Here is a 17,793-nt window from a genome sequence, read left to right on the forward strand (position 1 = left end):
AGAGAAGAGGAGGCAGCGAAGGCCTGTATGGCTTCTGATACGCAGTTATCCCCCACTCGCCCGGCCGAGCGTGTCCTGGGTTGGGCTGAGTGGCAGGCTCGCGAGGTTGCCCACATTCAGCGGGTGGAGTCTCTGACCGCAGCACACCAGGCGCGCCGCAAGCAGGGTCAACGCCACCCGGTGTGGGACTTCCTCTTCAGCTACTACCCGGTGACCCCTGGGAAGCTGAAGAAGTGGCACCCGGGGCTGGGCACGGCACTGGAGATCCGCCCTGACGACTCGGTGGAGGGCTTGCCGCAGGTGAAGGATTTCTACCACCGCGTTGGGGATACCTGGCGGCTGGATCCGGCGGCGTTTCTGGCGCGCCGGGGCGAGACCGCCCGGTTCATCCAGCGGCTACTCGCTGCGACGGCTGCCCGACCCGCGGTCTTAAGCTGCTTCGGCCTGCACGAGTGGGCGATGGTCTACCGCGATACCCCGCGACACCCGGAGCCGCTTCGGCTGGGAGCAGCAGGAACCAATGAGGTGGTGGAGGCGCATGAACTGAAGTGCACTCATTACGACGCTTTCCGCTTCTTCACCCCGGCCTCCACCCCGATGAACACCAACCAGCTTTCGCGGGAAAGCCAGGAGTTCTTTGAACAGCCAGGCTGCCTGCACGCGGGCATGGACCTGTACAAGTGGGCGACCAAGTTGGGCCCGGTGGTGCCGGGCGAGCTGTGGGTGGACTGCTTCGAGCTGGCGCGGGACTTCCGCCAGCTGGATATGGAGGCCAGCCCCTATGACCTGCGGGAATGGGGTTTCGAGCCAGTGCGCATCGAAACCGCCGAGGGCAAGGCGGAGTACGTCCGCCGCCAGCGGGAGCTGACCGGCAGGGCCCAGGAGCTGCGCGGCAAGCTGCTGGAGCTTCTGGATCTGCTGCTCAGCCACGAGGATCACCCCCGGCGGGCAGGGCAGGACGCGCCGGGCACGTGATCCGGGTTCGGGGTGGGATGGGCTGCACTAAACTGAAGGTTTAAACACGATTTTTGGAGGGTCGATGGCGCGTCACGCGAGTGGTGAGAATAACTTCAAGGTCGCAGGGTGGGTCTGGGCCGTGTTGATCGCGGTCGTGCTGGTCACTGCGCTGATCATCGGCTGGTCGGCGGTGTCGAAGAATAACCAGACCAGCGTGGCCGCTGAGGAGTGCGCGGAAGGCGATTACGAGCTGAGCGTCTGGGCCGCACCCCAAGCCAAGGCGGCGGCTGAGGAGCTCGCGAAGGCATATAACGATGCCGACCGGATCGTCGCTGATCACTGCGTCACCGCCTCCATCTCTGAGGTCGCGGACCGCGACGGCCTGTCCAAGCTGGACTCCGAGGTCCCTGCAGCATGGGTCCCGGAGGACGTCGCGGCCGTCCTCCCAGCCGCGAAGGATCACGGCGTGCGAGCCGCTGGTAATGACGTCCCGAACGTGGGCGAGCCGGCTCGTCCGGTGCTCCGCTTGGAGGCCGGCGACCGCGTGCCAGAGCTTGGGCAACGAGCAGCCTCGGACTTCACCAGCTTCGCAGTTGAAGAGCAGAAGCTGCCGAGCACCAAGGTTGCTGAGCTCACCGGTGACAAGGCGAAGGACACCGAGGACGGCAAGGACAAGAAGGACCAGAAGGACGCGCAGGCCAAGGACGCTAAGAAGGATAAGGATGCGGCGAAGAAGCCAGCTTTGGCCCGTGGCACGGACGTGACCTTCCTGCTGGATACCTCCGACGCGATGGGGGTCGTCGAGGGTGATGCCCGCCGCCTCGACGTGGTGCGTGGTGCGCTGCACTCAGCCTTCCAGCGCGTTGGGGACAACGAGGGTGCGGTGAGCCTGTGGAACTACTCTTCCCAGCTCTCCCCCGGCGCCCGCACCCCCTACCGCGTGAATGTCGACCTTTCCGCCCGTGACGGTGGGGCGGCCGCCGGTGCGGTGCTGGACCAGCTGAATGTTGGCGGCGGCAACCACGCAAACGTTTCCATCTCGGCGGCGCACAAGGCGGCGGTGGATTCCGCTGCGGCCGGCTCTGGGAAGCCGGCGGGTCGCATGGTGGTGGTGCTGGCCGGTAAGAACCAGGACGAGCTCTCCGTGGAGCAGCTGAAGGCCCAGCTGGCTGCGGCCAACCCGCAGGTGCGTGTGGACATCGTGGGTATCGGTGGCGATGTCGCTGCAGACGAGCTCGCGCGGATCGCGGAGGCGACGGGTGGAAAGTTCTACCCCGCCCGCGACGCAAAGGCCGTGGACGGGGTATTGAAGGGTATTGTTTAAGCCCCGCTGCGGTCAGGGGGCAGCGAGGCTTGGGGGTTCTCGAGCGGCTGGGGCCTAGCGTTTAGGCCGCCGCAGCCTGAGGTCCCGCGTGGTCGAATTCGACGCCACGGACTTCGATGGCTCTTAGGCCAGGCGACGGCGGCGACGACGCTCAGCGAGCTCATCGATCGCCGGGTCCTGGGAAATCTTCTCGGAAGGGAAGCTCGTGATATCGCCGCTGAGCTCCTTCATCAGACCAGGAACGGCAATGCCGAACACGCCCTGGCCACCATTGAGCAGGTCGATGACCTCCTCGGAGGAACGGCACTCATAAACGGTCGCACCATCGGAGACGAGGGTCAGGCCGGCGAGGTCGTCCACGCCGAGGTTCTCCAGCTTGCTGACTGCCTTGCGGATGTTCTGCAGGGAGATGCCGGTATCGAGCAGTCCCTTGACGATCTTCAGCACGAGGATGTCACGGAAGGAGTACAGGCGCTGGGAACCGGAGCCGGAGGCGTTGCGGATGGAGGGCTTCACCAGGTCGGTGCGCGCCCAGTAGTCGAGCTGACGGTAAGTAATACCTGCGACCTGGCATGCGATGGGCACGCGGTAGCCCACCTCATAGTCTGGCCCGTGCACATCGAAGAGTGCATCCTGCTGGCCTTCGTTCGTACCCATTCGCTTCTCCTGACCGTGGCCGCTTATGCGGTCCCTCTTGCTAGTTAAAGAATAGCCGGGTCGGCGGACACGTCAACCGCAAACCCTTAAGTTCAAGTTCAAGGTTAACATTAACATCCACAACAAACGACACATGTGTAACAACACGCGTGTCAGATAACTTTTGTTTCCCCCGGATTAGTCCCCGACCAAAAGCTAAGGCCCGCGCCCCTCCCCTTGCGGGAGGTCGGCGCGGGCCCAAAAGCTCTAGAGAATCTAGTCGAGGTTGCCCTTCACGATGGCGGCGTTAAGAGAGAGCAACAGCGCAGAGACCTCGCGAGCCGTTTCCGCGGAGCGCTGGCGCGCGTTTTCGTCGCGGGCGTGCTTCAGCGGATCAGAAACGCGGGAGACCAGGTCGAGCTGGCGGTGCGCGATGGTCATCATGGCCTTCAGGTGGCGGCCGTCGAGGCCGAACTCGCTGAGCCGGTCCGCCAGCTGCACGATCGTAATGTCGTCCACGCTGAAGAAACCGGACTGGTCGGCCATGACCAGGCCGAGGCGGATCAGGCTACCGGTGAAGGAGTCCTCCACACCAGCACGCGCCGTCAGGTCCGCACGCGTCAGGCGGCGTGGCTCCGAGGTGCGGAACTGCTCCGCGGACATCGCACCGGCGATCTGGCGCTTGGCGTAGACCGGGGTGACCTTCCCGGCGTCCATCGCATCGAGCTGCTCCTTGATGACCTTCAGCGGCAGGTAGTTATCACGCTGGTGGGTCAGGATGTAGCGCAGACGCTGGATGTCCTCCGGGGAGAAGCGGCGGTAGCCGGACTGGCTACGGCGAGGGGTGATGAGCCCCTCGGACTCCAGGAAGCGGATCTTGGAGACCGTCACATCCGGGAAGTCCGGCTTCAGCTGCTTCAGCACATCGCCAATGGAGGCGGTGGGAAGCACCTTCTCCCCGGTCTGCGCCGGGTTCTGCTCGAGCAGCTTTTTCGCTGCGTTGCCTTCTTGTGCCGCCACGAGTTTTAGCTTTCCTTTGCGCCGTTCAGGAACACGAGGCGGAACTTGCCGATCTGGATCTCGTCACCATTGGACAGAACCGCGGCGTTCTTCGGCTCACGGTTGACGTAGGTGCCGTTCAGGGATCCGACGTCCACGACCTCGTAGTCCGCGCCATTGCGGCGGAACTCAGCGTGACGACGGGAGACGGTGACGTCGTCCAAGAAGATGTCGCTGTCCGGGTGACGGCCAGCGGCGGTGGCTTCCTGATCGAGGAGGAAGCGGGAACCGGCGTTTGGTCCGCGCTTCACCACGAGAAGGGCGGAGCCCTCCGGCAACCCCTCGACACCGGAAGGAGATGCGTCGGCCTGGGCGCCGGACTCCATCTCCTTCAGGAGGTCCGCGCGAAACACCGATGTGGTCTCGACAGATGCCTCCGGCTTACCGGTGTTCTGGCTCATAGTGAGATCCTCTCTGGAACGTATTTGGCTAACGACAACACAATACTACCCCGCCGGCGATGGAGAGTCACCGAGGTTGTTTTCACAAGTTCATAACTATCTGAACATCTGCGCCACAGAGCCGATCAACGAGCCGCCACCGCTGGAAAGCGGATTTTCGTTGACCATATAAGTCCAGGTCGCAGACGGCTTGTGGAGGCCGAGGCCATCCAGATCCACGCCTTCGCTGGTGAATTCCGCCTCAGCAAAGGTGTCCTCCGCCTTGTTCACCGCACGAGCTGCCAAGTCGCCGAACGCGGCGATGGACATGCGGTGGAACTCGTCGATGGGCGACTCCCGGGCAATGGCGCGCAGGTGGATGGACTCCCGGATGTCGTCCAGGTAGGCCAGATGCTCGCTCCACTCCAGGTCCAGGTGGAAGAGCATGATCGCGCGGGCCGAGTGCTCCAGCACGCCCTGCTCGATGCCCTGCTCCTGCAGGCTGGCGGCCTTCTTTGGCTGCGCTTCGGCGAGCTCCTGCCAGGCGGCGTCCGTATCCAGCAGCTTCTGACGGCGGGCGTCGATGATGTCCCGCTGGTCCTTGATGAGCTTGTTGTACTTCCAGGTCGTGGCGTGGATGTCCAGCATCTGGCCTTCGGTCACGCGCTGGCAGTGGTCGACGAAGTTCGCGACCTTCTTCTGATTCAAACGACCGCTCGCATCCGGCTGGGCTTCCAGGCTCTCCCCGGCACCGCCGGTTTCCACGACGTCGTCCTGCAGGGAGACGAAGAAGACCGAGCTTCCGGGGTCGCCCTGGCGGCCCGCGCGACCGCGCAGCTGGTTATCCAGGCGCTGGGAGCGGAAGCGCCCAACGCCGACCACGTGCAGTCCCCCGGCCTCGACGGCGGCATCGCGGGCGGATTCATCCTTACCGCCGAGCTTGATGTCCGTACCTCGGCCCGCCATCTGGGTGGAGACGGTAACGTGGCCGGGGCGCCCCGCTTCAGCGACGACGGCGGCCTCGGCCTCGTGGTTCTTCGCGTTCAGGATCGAGCTCTCTACGCCACGAGCCGCAAGCGCCTCGGCGATGCGCTCGGAGGCGGCGACATCCTGGGTGCCGATGAGCTGTGGCTGGCCGGTCTCCTGGACCGCGAGGATGTGTTCGATGACGGCCGCGTCGCGTTCCTCGTCGGTGGCGTAGATGCGGTCGGCCTCGTCGAAGCGTTTGGTCGGCACGTTCGGGTCGATGACCGAGACCTGCAGGCCGTAGAACTGGCGCAGCTGGTCCCCGGCCGCCAGGGCCGTGCCGGTCATGCCGCAGACGGTCGGGTACATGCCGATCAGGGCCTGGATGGTGATCTGGTCGAGGATGCGTCCACCATCGGTGACGCGCAGCCCCTCCTTGGCCTCCACCGCGGCCTGCAGGCCATCGGGCCAGCGCTGGAGATCAGCAATGCGGCCCCGAGAACCGTCGATAAGGGCGACGGAGCCGTCCTTGACGATGTAGTGAACGTCCCGGATGAGCAGGTGCTCGGCGTGCAGGGCGACGTTGACCTGGACGAGCGTCTGACCGGCGTCCTCGCCGTCCTTGCCTTCCGAGTACAGGGAATCGATGCCGAGGGCCTTTTCAACGAACGTGGAGCCCTTGTCTGTCAGAAAGACGTTGCGGCGGTCCGGCGAGATGGTGAAGTGCTCGTTTTCCTCCATTCGTTGGACCAGCTGGGTGATCTGGCCGGCCGGGGCGGTGCCCGGCTCGCTGCCTGCGAGGACGAGGGGAACGAGGGCTTCGTCGACAAGCACGGAGTCCGCCTCGTCGATGACGGCGACGTCCGCGGGGGTGCGGACGACCTCGGAGCGTTCGGTGGCCAGGTGGTCGCGGAGGACGTCGAAGCCGAGTTCGTTGATCGCACCGAAGACGATGTCCCGCTGGTAGACCTCGCGGCGCTGCTCGGAGGTCTGCTCCTCCTGGATGGCGCCGTGGGTGAGCCCGAAGAAGTCGAACATCGGCCCCATCCATTCGTCATCGCGGGCCGCGAGAAAGCCGTTGACGGTAATGACGTGTACGCGCTTGCCCTGCAGTGCGTAGCCGATGGTGGCCATCGCACCGGTCAGGGTTTTGCCCTCACCGGTGGCCATTTCGGCGACGTCCCCGTTGAGCAGGGCGAGGGTGCCCTGGAGCTGGACGTCGAAGGGGGCCACACCGAGGGTGCGGCGGGTGACCTCGCGGAGGACGGCGAGCAGCTGCGGGACATCCTTGATGCGCCCCTTCTCACTCTCCCCGGCCTTGACAACCGCCTCCGTGGCGGCGGCGCGGAGTTCGTCGTCGGTGGCGCCGGTGTAGCGCTCGGGGTTGGCCTGCGCGACGACCGCCCGGGACTTCTTCTGATTCTTCTTCGGAGACGTGCCCATCGCACGCCAGAACCAGTCAAATGCAGCCATGTGCTCTTCTACAACCTCGTGTCGGATCGACGCTTGTTTATGCGCCGTCCACTTTACCGGGGCGGCCGGACATGCCCGCCCAAAGTGGGGCACCTTGCTGTTCAGGGGTGGTCCAGCACCTATGCTTGGAGGCTATGAGCGAGATCACTTTTATCCCCACGGCAGACTTGGTTGACATCATCGGAGCGGAGTCCCGGTCCTGCGACACGCAGTTCCAGGACCTCGGCGGCAAGGTCGAGTTCTGCGGCCGCATCACCACGGTGTCCTGCTTCCAGGACAATGCGCTGCTGAAGTCCATCCTCAGCGAGCCGAACCCGGGCGGCGTGCTGGTCATCGATGGCCAGGAGTCCCTGCACACCGCACTGGTGGGCGACATCATCGCCGGCCTGGGCCAGAAGAACGGTTGGGCGGGCGTGATCGTGAACGCCGCGATCCGCGACAGCAAGGCCATCGGCGACATGGACTTCGGCTGCAAGGCGCTGGGCACCAACCCGCGCAAATCCACGAAGACGGGTGCTGGCGAGAAGGATGTTGTGCTGCGCTTCGGTGGCGTGGAGTTCAACCCGGGCGAGTACGTCTATGCGGACTCGGACGGCATCATCGTCACGGAATCCCCGGTTGACCCGCAGTAATGCCCACTGGCGGGGCTGATTAGTACGCGCCCTGAGCCATGCTGTACTGTTACAGGGCGTAACGGGCTGTGGCGCAGTTTGGTAGCGCACTACACTGGGGGTGTAGGGGTCGCAGGTTCAAATCCTGTCAGTCCGACCACGTGAAAGAAGCCCTGGCCGCAAGGCCAGGGCTTCAGTCGTTTCCGCAGGTCAGGGGCACTGTGGCCTATCCTTCTTCGCCCTTTTCACCCGTTGTCTTATCTTCCTCGGACTTCTTCTTGTCCAGCTCACCCATCTCCTTAGCCGCGGCCATGATGTCGGCCAGGGCGTTGATCACACCGTTGAGCACGTCCCGGTCACTGGAGAGCAAGGTATCGCGCTTCTTACGCTCCGCGATGCCGTCGAAGATCGCCTGCGTCGCCGCGCCCTGGAACTTCTTGGAGCGTTTGAGCTGTTCCTTGGAGTTCGTCCGACCCAGTTTCACCGCCTCGGGCTGCTCGGAGAGTGTGCCCCAGGCCGCAACGATCATCTGCGAGGTTTCATCGGAGTTCACGTCTACACCGGCCATCGAGAAGATGTCGTTGACCTTGTCCACCGCGTCGTAGAATGCGGCGCGCATAGGGGTGCCTTCCCCACCCACGGTGACGTCGAAGGTAGGCACCTTCAGCGCTTCGGTCCCACCGTCGCTCAGCGAGCGGTCGACCTCGATGTCGCTCTGGGTGATCGCCACTCCGGCCAGGGAGAGCCCGGTGATGAAGTCCTCGTCCTCGTCGTCGTATTCAGAGAGGTGGAGGTTGCGCTCCAGCACGGCGGCAAGCATCGCCCGCTTCGAGACCTCCGCGTCGGCGTAGGCGACGATCTGGGAGAGGAACTCATATGCGTGGCGGTATTTCTCTGCGTTGGATTTGAAGTCGCGTGCCGCGTCGCGCCCGTCCTTGCCGGAATCGCGTCGCACTTGCCAGCGCCGGATGATCGGTGCGGCCGCACCGCGGAGCGCCTCCGCGTCGGAGCCAGCCATATAGGCCTGAGCGACCTGTTCCATCTCCTCGGGAGTGTAGAACCCAGAGGTGTCGAGCTCCTCACCGAGGGTGTGCAACGCGTTCGGGTCGATGTCCGTGTTGATGGAGGCTCCGGCGTAGTAGCGCTGGAAGTCTTTGACGATCATCTCCGGGTCGTTGACGAAGTCCACCACCATCGGGGTGGGCTTGTTCTCGTGGATGCGGTTAAGTCGCGAAAGTGTCTGAACGGTGGTGACACCGGATAGCTGCTTATCGACGTACATCGCGCACAGCCGGGGCTCGTTGAAGCCGGTCTGGAACTTGTTCGCGACGATGATGACGCGGTAGTCCTGTTCGTCGTCCTTGAAGGCGCGCTCGACGTCCGGCACGCCGTTGAGCTGTACCTCCGTGACCGGTTCGGAGCCCTCGTCGACGCGCACCGCGTCGGAGAAGGCGACCAGGGAGCGGAAGTCGTAGCCCTTGGACTGGATGTAGTGGTTCATCTCCTCCGACCAGCGCACCGCGGCCTTGCGGGAGGAAGTCACGACCATCGCGCGGGCCTGCCCGCCCAGGTGGTGGGCGACGTTGCGGCGGAAGTGTTCGATAACGACCTCCACCTTCTGCGCGATGGAGGTTGGGTGCAGGCGCACGAAGCGCACCATGTCGGTCACGGCCGCGGACTCATCGACTTCCTCGGTCCGGCCCAGCTCGTCGCGGACCTCGGCCCACATCTGGTAGGTCGAATAGTTGCCGAGCACATCAAGGATGAAGCCCTCCTCGATGGCCTGGCCCATCGGGTAGGTGTCGAAGGCGACGAAGTGACCGTCCGGGGTTTCGGTGCCGAACAGGCGCAGGGTCTTGCCCTTGGGGGTGGCGGTGAGCGCCACGAAGGTCATGTTCTCGGCGACGGCGATGGCCTCCTGCCGCAGTTCCAGCAGATCGTCGGCGGTGTACTCCTCCCCCTCGTCGAGTTCCACATCGGTGAGCAGCTCACGCAGCGCTGAAGCGCTGGAACCGGTCTGGGAGGAGTGCGCCTCATCCGCGATCACGCACCAGCGCCGACCCGCGAGGTCTTGTTCGTCCTCGAGCAGCTTCAGCACGTGCGGGAAGGTCTGGAGGGTGCAGGTGATGATGTGGTCGCCCTCTTCGATCGCCTGGCGCAGCTGCGGGGATTTCGCCCCAGCATTCTCGCCAACGGAAACCACCAGACGCAAGGATGCTTCCATCATCTGCATGTCCTGGCGCACGTTGGTGTCCAGCGCGGTGCGGTCGGTGACGACGATGACGGAGTCGAAGGTCTTCTGCCCATCCTCCGCCACATGCCGGATCAGACGGTGGGCCAGCCACGCGATGGTTTTGGTTTTCCCGGAACCCGCGGAGTGCTCGATCAGGTAACGGCCACCGGCCCCGCGCCGGGTGACATCCCTGGTGACGCGCTCCACCGCGCGCAGCTGGTGGTAGCGCGGGAAGATCAGTTTTCCTCCTGGGGTGCCGCGCTTCGGTGTGGCGTCTGGTTCCCAGACGGCGAAGTCTCTGAGGATGCGGAGGAACATGTCACGCTCCAGCACGTCCTCCCACAGGTAGGAGGTCTCGGACTTGCCGGGGATGGGTGGGTTCCCGGCCCCGCCGTTGAAACCTCGGTTGAAGGGCAGGAAGAAGGTATCCGAACCCTTCAACGCAGTGGTCATGTAGACCTCGGCGTTGGAGACGGCGAAGTGGACGAGCGCGCGCCCCGGCTGCAGGAGGCGCCGGCTGGAGCTGGGCACGCGGTCTTCGCGGTACTGCTTGCGGGCGTGCGCCACCGACTGGGTGTTGTCGGTCTTCAGCTCCATCGTCACGACGGGGATGCCATTGACGGTGAGCACGAGGTCGATGGTCTCGTTGGTTTTGGGGTCGAAGTGGACTTGACGGATGACGCGCAGGATGTTTTCTTCTGCGCGTTCAGCAACTTTCTCCAGCAACGGGTTCGCGGGCGGGAAGGCGACCATCGGGCCGAAGGCGGCGGAACGGGCCCCGACCTGGGCGTATTTGAAGCCCTCCCGCAGCGTGCCTAACAGCCCACCGAGGGTGCGCCCGGATTGTGGGTCCTTCCGCGTTTTGGTTTCCAGCCGGTCGGCGACATATTCAAGCAGTTTGCGCTGCGCGACCTCGCGAGTGGCCTCCGGGGCGTCCGCGGGTACGGCCTTGGCGTACTCTTCCGGGTATTGAGTGGAGAGCCAGGCCAGCACGTCGGCTGGGTAGAGCGCGAGGCGGCGATCCCAACCCTGGTCGTTCTTGCCTTCCTCGTAGGTCCAGCCGCGCTCAGCGAGTGCGTTGCAGATAGCGGACTCGTGCGCGTATTCGCCTGTGATATCTGAGCTAGGCATGGGTGGGCTCCTCGGCGGTGGGGATATCGATTTGGCCGGTCACAGCCGCGGCGATGAGGGCGGCGCGGCGCTCGGCGAGCAGGTCACGCAGCGCGGTGATGTCGGCGAGCATGTCACTGAGCGAGGACAGGTCCCGGTCTAGCCTAGCCACGACGAGCTCTTGATCCGCAAGACTTCGTACCGGAACTCGGAACCTAGCTGCCTTTTCTGCAGGGAAATGGGCTAAAGTAGCAAGACTCGCCTGGAGATCAAACTGGCCGTCCTCAAACGCGAACGTGAGAGCGTAGAAAAGGTATTTCCCGATAACCTTGTCTTCGAAGGGTCTTGCTCGAATCACGGACTTTTGAATGCCCCAGCCATCCACCGACTTAGCAATGTATCCCGGACGTCCCGCAGCCCCACCTTCGACGACAACCACGTCCCCTTTACGCAAAAGCATGTGGTCCAATTCATCTGGACGGAACCACATGTGTTTGACTGAACACTCAAGATCAATCATCCCACCAGGACGAATATTGGCCGAATGAAAGAATGGCGCGTATATTTCGTCCGCTGACTTTTGCCTGGGCTGCTCCATTTTTCCGATGTAGAGTTCTGCGATTGTTGCCAAAGGAGCTCTTGGATTGTTTAACTGTTCCCCGAACCAGCTTCGGAGAATCTCGGCCCTGCGCTCCGTCAGCAGCGCCTCCATCTTGTCCAGGTCGGCGGTCATGGCGTCGATTTCGGCAGTCTCGCGGTCGAGGTAATCCGCGATGGCGCGCTGAGTTCTTCGGGGTGGGAAGGGAACTCTAAACTGCGCGACTTTTGGCCACTCTACGCGGGGCATTTTCGATCCAGTCGAAGATGTATTAGCCAATCCCGTGAAATAGTCTGATCCGACAATGTATGCAAGGAAGCGCGGGTCAGTTCTAAGCGTGGGGCGGTAAACGTGAATATCCCCCTGGGCGGTTCCTGGTCTATCTGCCAACCAATATTTTGCAAGGTAGGGGCGCAATTTTCCGAAAAGCACATCGTCCTTTCGGAAATGTCGACCGTTTGCGTTTGACTCGCCTCCCCCTTGTAGAAGCCGCCCAGTCTTACCCTCGATACGATCGAGAGAAACCAGCTCGCCTTGGGGAGTGGAAACTTCGTTCACCAAGGAACTTAAAGCCCAAAACGGCGCTAATGGAAAATGGCTGTCGATCATTCCCGCACCTCCGCGAACTTTTCCGCCAGGCGGCCCATCACCGCGGCGACGTCGGCGTCGATTTCCTCCAGCGACCGGACTGGCGTTGGTCGGTAGAACACGCGCTTAAACGGGATCTCGTAGCCCACCTTGGCGGCTTCCTCGTCCCAGGTGACGTCCGGCGCGAATGGGAGGACTTCGCGGGTCATGTGCTCGCCAACGTCCTCGGTCAGCGGGATCCGCTCGGTCATGGAGAAGGCTGGGTCGAGGATTGGGTTGCCCTTGCGGTCCACGCTTGGCTCGGCGTTCTCGTCCGGCACCCCCACCGCCTCGAGCACCGCGTCGATCATGCCGGCGAGCATCTTCACACCTCGCTTCTTCGCCGCAGCCTTCAGTGCCTCCGGCAGGTCATTGAACTTCACGTCCGCCACGTCGGCAAGGACCTCCGCGTGCTCGGGCACTGCAGATTTGTGCTCCAGCACCTGCGCCACAGCCTCCGGGGTGACCGCCACGCGCAGGCGCTTCTGCTTGGTGACCTTCACGTCGCGGAAGCCCAGGTCCGCTGGTGTGAGCACCTTCGAGATCTCGGTGTCCTCGAAGGCGGCGTACTCTTCGAGCACGCGCTTGCGGTCGGGCTCCTTCATCTCCCGGCGCTTCTCCCCCAGCCCCTTATCGGGCACCGACCAGCACTCGGAAGCATCGATCAGCTGGACGAAGCCCTTGCGGTGTTCCTCCTTGTTCGTATCCAGGATCCACACATAGGTAGAGATCCCCGTGCCATAGAACATATTCGTCGGCAACTGGATAATCGCATCCACCAGGTCATTTTCCAGCAGCCACGCGCGGATCTTATCCGGCCCTGATTCCGGCGCACCGGTAAACAGCGGCGAGCCATTGGACACCACCGCGCCACGACCGCCCGCACCATTGGGGCCTGCGGGCATGAGCTTCGAAGCGACATGGGCCAGGAAAAGCATCTGGCCATCGTCTTTACTTGGCAAGCCGTGGCTGAACCGGGAGCCCGGCACCTTCGCCTGCTCCTTCACCGACTGTTGCTGCACCTCCCAATCCGTGCCGAATGGCGGGTTGGAGAGGATGTACTCGAACTGCTCGCCCTCATACAAGTCGGTGAGCAACGTATCGCCGTGGCGGATGGCATCCGGCTCACCACCCTGGATCAGCAGATCTGCCTTACCGATGGCATAACCAGTGGACATGAGCTCCTGGCCCGCAAGCACCACCTCAATATCCGGGTTGAGCTCCTTAAGGGCCCGCGCCGCCACGAGCAACATGCCGCCCGTACCCGCCGTCGGGTCGTACACGGTTCGGGAGGCCCCCTCCGCGGTCAGGCCGACGTCGTCGGAAGCAAAAAGGATATCCACCATCAGCCGGATCGCATCGCGCGGGGTATAAAACGCACCCGCAGCCTTGCCCTTGGTATCGAAGGCCTTGTACATCACGTGCTCGAAAAGGTCGCCCATCTGGGCATCCGGCAGCGCGTCCAAGCTCATGTCGATGGTGGCGAAGTGCTTCACTACCGGCCACAGGCGCGAGGCGTTCTCGAGGGTCTTCATCTTCACCGCGAAGTCGAAGGCATCCCACACATCGCGCACGGAGGACGAGAACGCGCCGACATAATCCATCAACGCCTCGTAGACGTGGTCGTCGAGCTGCGCGATGCGCGTCAGGTCCAGGCGGGAGGAATTGTAGAAGGACAGGCCAAAACGGACGCGGACCTCCCAGTCGATCATCTCCTCGCTGTAGCCCTCCTCCTGGAGGATTTCCACCAGGTCGAGGACCTCGCCCTTCGTGGGTTCGAGAATGCACTCCAGACGGCGAAGCACCGTCATCGGCAGGATGTAATCCCCGTAATCCTCGGGCTCGACGATGGACCGCAGAAACTTATCTGCGGTATTCCAAACGGCAGACTGATTAAGCTCCGCTGTGCTCATCCGGGCATGCCTCCTTGGGCCAGAAAACGCAATGTGTCCACGGTAAACGGCGCGCTGCTTAAAATCTGTGAGACACGCTCTCACCGCTCAGCTGCCATTCGAGCAGGGTCAGCAGACACGGACCCAGCGTGCTCGAACACAATGCCGAGTGGCTCTGGCGAGGTGCACCAAAGGGCGTGGGATTCGCAGCTAGGCCGGTGCTCTACAGCGCCAGCGTTGGCTTTCTGGTGACGCTCGCAAATGTCATGACAACGCAAAAAAACCTCCCCCAAGCCGAAGCTGGGAGGAGGTCCGTGGACGCCCGGAGGCGATCCAGTATTAGCCCTTGATGGCAGCAACGATGGCCTGGAAGGCACCGGCGATAGCGCCAACGAGGACGTCAAACAGGGTAGAGATAAGCTGGAACATGATGTTCTCCTTACTAGTGGAAGGTGTCGCACCCGGGGGTTGATCGGTGCACCCTTGACGCTAACAATTCATTTCGAGTGCACTTATTTGCACAAAACTATCGACCCCCTAAGCGGGGGCACGGCAAAGCTCTCACCTGGCATTAAAGCTAGACTCACCACCCCTCCCCTCGGCTCAATTTCTTCCTCTCGCGAGCAAGCCTGCCGGCAATGCCCCCTCGATCCAGCCCCACCACCGCGCGCCACAGGAGGGGCACCAGTGCCGATTAGCGAGCAGCCAGCGCCGGCGCCCCGGCATCAACAATGGTGCCATAACAGCAAAAGGCCTCCCCCGAGCCAAAGCTCGAAGGAGGCCAGAGATGCCCGAAGGCGATCTATTACTTGCCACCCTTGATGGCGCCAACGATGGCCTCGAAGGCAGCCTTAGCTGCGTCAACGAAAACGTCGAAGAGGGTGGAAATAAGCTCGAACATAATGTTCTCCTAACTATTGGAAAGCGTCGCACCCGGGGGTTATTTGGTGCATCAAAGAACCTACACGACCTTCGTGAAGGCGCTTATTTTTACCGCACAAAAGACCCCCTTCTGGGGGTATCAAAACGCTCTCACCTGCACTTTAAGTGCAACTCAGATGGCCTCACTCTCAGCACGTTCAGCTCAACCGACAAGCAAGCACGCAGGTAGCATTTGGGGAATCGACCGCATATCACATCACCAAGCGCTAGGCAAGCCCGGCCGGCGACCTCACCTAGCTCAGTAGGCGTCGCTGGTCGTGAGGGGCCGGAGCCCCATGACAAAAGTCATGGGCAAGTAATGACAGAAAATATTTCGGCTCCTCATGCTGGATTTCTAGCGTGAAGACCATGAACACGACACACACCGCCCAAGCGATAGAAGCCACCGGAGTCAGCAAAACCTTCCACCCACGTTCCAGCCTTCCCGTGCACGCGCTCAAGAACGCGAACCTCACTGTCCAACCGGGCGAGATCATCGCCCTCCTCGGCACCAACGGCGCGGGTAAGACCACCCTGCTGGACCTCATCCTGGGGCTGACCACCCCGACCTCCGGCACCGTCACCGTGATGGGGCATTCCCCCACCCAGGCCGTTTACAAGCAACACATCGGTGCGCTGATGCAGACCGGTGGCCTGCTCAACGAGCTCACGGTCAAAGACACCGTGGAGATGGTCGCCGCGACCTTCCCGGAGCACCTGCCCCTCGACGAGGTCATCGCACAGGCCGACCTGGAACCCATCTACGCCCGGCGCGTCGGCAAATGCTCCGGCGGGGAGCAACAGCGACTCCGTTTCGCCCTCGCCATCCTCGGCAACCCGGAGATCCACATTCTGGACGAGCCGACTGCCGGGATGGATGCTGGCGCGCGGCGCCGCTTCTGGGACTCCATGACCCACCAGGCCCAACAAGGACGCACGATCATCTTCGCCACCCACTACCTAGAAGAAGCGGAGCACTTCGCCCAGCGCATCGTCCTCATGAAGAACGGTGAAATCATCGCCGACGGAACCACCGCCGAGCTGCGGAACATGACTGCCGGCCGGGTGGTTAGCGCCGAGTTCCCGGGCGAGCTCCCTGACCTGACCAGGCTGCCTGGTGTGACAGGCAACGACGTCACCGGCAACCGCCTGAGCATGACCACCGAGGATTCCGACGCACTCGCCCGCTATCTGCTGACCCACACCGAGGCCCACGACCTCAGCATCAGCAGCCACACCCTGGAGGACACCTTCCTCGCACTGACGAAAGAACACCAGGAGACATAAAACCATGAGCACCACCCTGAGATTTACCGGCCACGAACTCCTCCGACTGCGCCGGGACATGGCCACTCTCTTGTTCAGCATCGGGCTGCCGATCTTCTTCTACCTCATCTTCGGCGCGCTACAGGACTACGGGGATCAGAAAATCAACGGCGGGAACCTCGCCGCCTTCGTCATGCTGGGTATGGCTTTCTACGCTGGCGTGGTGGGCGCGGTCGGCGCCGCAGGGTCCGCCGTCACCGACAACCGCAGCGGGTGGTCGGCTTATCGTGCGCCGCGAACAGGGCCTAATTACCGTACTGATCACGATGGGTGAGGATCACGAATTCATCGACGATCACTCCAACCGGCAGGAGGCAGCCCAATGACAACAATCCGCGTACTACTCGCCGAGGACCAGTCGCTGGTGCGTGGGGCGCTGGTCGCGCTACTCAGCGCAGAACCGGACATCGAGGTTATTGCGGAATGCGCCACGGGCACTGAAGCCCTGCGCCTGGTGCAGGAGCACCCCATCGACGTGGCCCTCCTGGATATCGAAATGCCGGGGCTCAACGGCCTGGACGTGGCCAAAGAGCTGTCCGGGCACCCGTGCCGTTGCCTGATCGTCACGACCTTCGGTAAGGCGGGCTACGTCAAGCGCGCGATGGAGTCGGGCGTGGACGGGTTCATCGTGAAGGACACCCCTCCCGAGGAGCTCGCCGATACAATCCGTCGGGTGCACGCCGGTCTGCGTGTCATCGACCCGACGCTAGCCCGGGACAGTCTGCTCGCCCCGGATAATCCCCTCAGCGACCGGGAAACGCAGGTATGCCAGCAGCTCTTCCAAGGAAAAAAGCTCGCCCGCCATCGCCAAGGCCCTGCACCTTTCGCCGGGCACAGAGCGCAGTCACATCTCCAGCATTATCTCGAAGACCGGCGCGGGAAACCGCTTCGAGGCTGCCCACCTGGCGAAGGCGAATGGCTGGATCTAGCCCGCTGCCCGGGGAAACACAGCAGGCTTGGGCATGTGCTGCCCTCGCTGCTGCCCCAGGCCAGTCCCCTAGTTCTCCGGTGCTTTGCCGAACTTGATAAAGGAGTTCCTGCCGAGGACAAACTTTCTCCGGGACAGCTGCCCGAAGATCTCACGGCTTTCCACGGAATCCTTAGTCACGCGGACGAGCAGCGTGCGACTGGCCTCCTCAACGAGGTAGAAGGAATCACCGCTGAAGGAGTTCTTCACCTCGGAAATGAAATTGGGCACCCCGTCGAAGGCAATCTCGGTGAACCACTTCATGGCCGTCTCGCCTTTAGTGTTCTTCTTTTCCCGCAGCAGTGGAGTGATCACCGCGTGCGGGAAGACCTGCCGAACCGCGGTGTGAGCCTGCGTCCCTTTCGCCAGGAACCTGCCCTCGGTCTTCTCCAGGGACTTGACGTCGACGGCCACGCGGTCGGTCGTTGCGCCTAGTACCGCTCCCTCATTACCCAGAAGGTCATCGGTGCTGACCCCGAACAGCGCAGCAAGCCTCTTGAAGGCCTCGATATCGGGCGCGCTGTCCCCAGATTCCCAACCTTGCACGTCTTCCCGGGCCACCACGAGCTTGTCCGCGAGCTCGGCCTGGGAAAGCCCGGCCTTGTTCCGGAGAGCCTTAATGCGCTGTGCCAGTGCCATGCGAAAATCCTACCCCCCCCCCCATTCGGCACCAAGTCCTCAATCATCCCTATGAATAATGCGTTTCATAGTGC

General features: G+C 62.8%; 13 protein-coding genes, 1 tRNA gene and 1 pseudogene. 7 read left to right on the forward strand and 8 right to left on the reverse strand.

The features are described 5' to 3' along the window. Positions 1 to 27: 27 nt before the first annotated feature. The gene (locus CU_RS05375) at positions 28 to 975 is read left to right on the forward strand and encodes a hypothetical protein (protein WP_012360317.1); all 948 of its coding nucleotides are present in this window, start codon (positions 28 to 30) and stop codon (positions 973 to 975) included. Between the two features lie 64 nt (positions 976 to 1,039). After that, positions 1,040 to 2,281, forward strand: coding sequence for a vWA domain-containing protein (locus tag CU_RS05380; RefSeq protein WP_012360318.1), 1,242 nt, complete (start codon positions 1,040 to 1,042; stop codon positions 2,279 to 2,281). A 123-nt stretch (positions 2,282 to 2,404) separates the two neighbouring features. On the opposite strand, the gene CU_RS05385 is transcribed toward CU_RS05380, so the two are convergent. The 4 genes from CU_RS05385 to secA2 all read right to left on the reverse strand — a co-directional run bounded on the left by CU_RS05385 (position 2,405) and on the right by secA2 (position 6,795). Further along, the gene (locus CU_RS05385) at positions 2,405 to 2,938 is read right to left on the reverse strand and encodes a MerR family transcriptional regulator (protein ID WP_012360319.1); all 534 of its coding nucleotides are present in this window, start codon (positions 2,936 to 2,938) and stop codon (positions 2,405 to 2,407) included. A gap of 255 nt (positions 2,939 to 3,193) precedes the next feature. Then, positions 3,194 to 3,937, reverse strand: coding sequence for a transcriptional regulator FtsR (gene ftsR, locus CU_RS05390; protein ID WP_012360320.1), 744 nt, complete (start codon positions 3,935 to 3,937; stop codon positions 3,194 to 3,196). Between the two features lie 5 nt (positions 3,938 to 3,942). Continuing rightward, a complete protein-coding gene (gene odhI / locus CU_RS05395) occupies positions 3,943 to 4,377 on the reverse strand; it encodes an oxoglutarate dehydrogenase inhibitor Odhl (protein WP_012360321.1) in 435 nt (144 codons plus the stop codon). Between the two features lie 96 nt (positions 4,378 to 4,473). Next, positions 4,474 to 6,795, reverse strand: a complete 2,322-nt coding sequence (gene secA2 / locus CU_RS05400; RefSeq protein ID WP_041628480.1) for an accessory Sec system translocase SecA2 — start codon at positions 6,793 to 6,795, stop codon at positions 4,474 to 4,476. A 134-nt stretch (positions 6,796 to 6,929) separates the two neighbouring features. Here secA2 and rraA point away from each other — a divergent pair, with 134 nt between their 5' ends. Together rraA and CU_RS05410 are read left to right on the forward strand one after the other, a co-directional pair. Then, complete coding sequence (gene rraA / locus CU_RS05405) at positions 6,930 to 7,427, forward strand: ribonuclease E activity regulator RraA (RefSeq protein ID WP_095075320.1); 498 nt, start codon at positions 6,930 to 6,932, stop codon at positions 7,425 to 7,427. 62 nt (positions 7,428 to 7,489) lie between these two features. Beyond that, a tRNA-Pro gene (locus CU_RS05410) sits at positions 7,490 to 7,566 on the forward strand. A 66-nt stretch (positions 7,567 to 7,632) separates the two neighbouring features. Here the strand turns inward: CU_RS05410 and CU_RS05415 are convergent. From CU_RS05415 to CU_RS05425, 3 genes are read right to left on the reverse strand one after another with little or no spacing between them, the layout of a single operon-like run. Further along, positions 7,633 to 10,770: a type I restriction endonuclease subunit R gene (locus CU_RS05415; RefSeq protein ID WP_012360324.1), complete on the reverse strand. Its 3,138-nt coding sequence runs from the start codon at positions 10,768 to 10,770 to the stop codon at positions 7,633 to 7,635. After that, a complete protein-coding gene (locus CU_RS05420) occupies positions 10,763 to 11,956 on the reverse strand; it encodes a restriction endonuclease subunit S domain-containing protein (protein WP_012360325.1) in 1,194 nt (397 codons plus the stop codon). Before CU_RS05420 ends, CU_RS05415 begins: the two co-directional genes overlap by 8 nt. Next, positions 11,953 to 13,887 carry a type I restriction-modification system subunit M gene (locus tag CU_RS05425; protein WP_012360326.1) on the reverse strand — a complete coding sequence of 645 codons (1,935 nt, stop codon included), beginning with the start codon at positions 13,885 to 13,887 and terminating at the stop codon, positions 11,953 to 11,955. Before CU_RS05425 ends, CU_RS05420 begins: the two co-directional genes overlap by 4 nt. A gap of 1,269 nt (positions 13,888 to 15,156) precedes the next feature. Here CU_RS05425 and CU_RS05430 point away from each other — a divergent pair. From CU_RS05430 to CU_RS10330, 3 genes and pseudogenes are all read left to right on the forward strand, one after another. Further along, entirely contained in the window at positions 15,157 to 16,074 is a 918-nt protein-coding gene (locus tag CU_RS05430) for an ABC transporter ATP-binding protein (RefSeq protein WP_012360328.1), read from the forward strand. A 4-nt stretch (positions 16,075 to 16,078) separates the two neighbouring features. Then, positions 16,079 to 16,387, forward strand: a complete 309-nt coding sequence (locus tag CU_RS05435; protein ID WP_012360329.1) for a hypothetical protein — start codon at positions 16,079 to 16,081, stop codon at positions 16,385 to 16,387. A 48-nt stretch (positions 16,388 to 16,435) separates the two neighbouring features. Then, a pseudogene (locus tag CU_RS10330) lies at positions 16,436 to 17,042 on the forward strand (response regulator). A 68-nt stretch (positions 17,043 to 17,110) separates the two neighbouring features. Here the strand turns inward: CU_RS10330 and CU_RS10145 are convergent. Continuing rightward, positions 17,111 to 17,719, reverse strand: a complete 609-nt coding sequence (locus CU_RS10145) for a helix-turn-helix domain-containing protein (RefSeq protein WP_015381662.1) — start codon at positions 17,717 to 17,719, stop codon at positions 17,111 to 17,113. Positions 17,720 to 17,793: the final 74 nt, after the last annotated feature.

This window comes from Corynebacterium urealyticum DSM 7109, assembly GCF_000069945.1.
GTDB classification, from domain to species: Bacteria; Actinomycetota; Actinomycetes; order Mycobacteriales; family Mycobacteriaceae; genus Corynebacterium; species Corynebacterium urealyticum.

What these genes read in the sequence shown, in the direction of transcription:
- CU_RS10145 (WP_015381662.1), bottom strand. Translation starts at nt 17,719, where the DNA reads ATGGCACTGGCACAGCGCATTAAGGCTCTCCGGAACAAGGCCGGGCTT.
- rraA (WP_095075320.1), top strand. Translation starts at nt 6,930, where the DNA reads ATGAGCGAGATCACTTTTATCCCCACGGCAGACTTGGTTGACATCATC.
- CU_RS05380 (WP_012360318.1), top strand. Translation starts at nt 1,040, where the DNA reads ATGGCGCGTCACGCGAGTGGTGAGAATAACTTCAAGGTCGCAGGGTGG.
- odhI (WP_012360321.1), bottom strand. Translation starts at nt 4,377, where the DNA reads ATGAGCCAGAACACCGGTAAGCCGGAGGCATCTGTCGAGACCACATCG.
- CU_RS05375 (WP_012360317.1), top strand. Translation starts at nt 28, where the DNA reads ATGGCTTCTGATACGCAGTTATCCCCCACTCGCCCGGCCGAGCGTGTC.
- CU_RS05385 (WP_012360319.1), bottom strand. Translation starts at nt 2,938, where the DNA reads ATGGGTACGAACGAAGGCCAGCAGGATGCACTCTTCGATGTGCACGGG.
- CU_RS05430 (WP_012360328.1), top strand. Translation starts at nt 15,157, where the DNA reads ATGAACACGACACACACCGCCCAAGCGATAGAAGCCACCGGAGTCAGC.
- CU_RS05420 (WP_012360325.1), bottom strand. Translation starts at nt 11,956, where the DNA reads ATGATCGACAGCCATTTTCCATTAGCGCCGTTTTGGGCTTTAAGTTCC.
- CU_RS05435 (WP_012360329.1), top strand. Translation starts at nt 16,079, where the DNA reads ATGAGCACCACCCTGAGATTTACCGGCCACGAACTCCTCCGACTGCGC.
- CU_RS05415 (WP_012360324.1), bottom strand. Translation starts at nt 10,770, where the DNA reads ATGCCTAGCTCAGATATCACAGGCGAATACGCGCACGAGTCCGCTATC.
- CU_RS05425 (WP_012360326.1), bottom strand. Translation starts at nt 13,887, where the DNA reads ATGAGCACAGCGGAGCTTAATCAGTCTGCCGTTTGGAATACCGCAGAT.
- secA2 (WP_041628480.1), bottom strand. Translation starts at nt 6,795, where the DNA reads ATGGCTGCATTTGACTGGTTCTGGCGTGCGATGGGCACGTCTCCGAAG.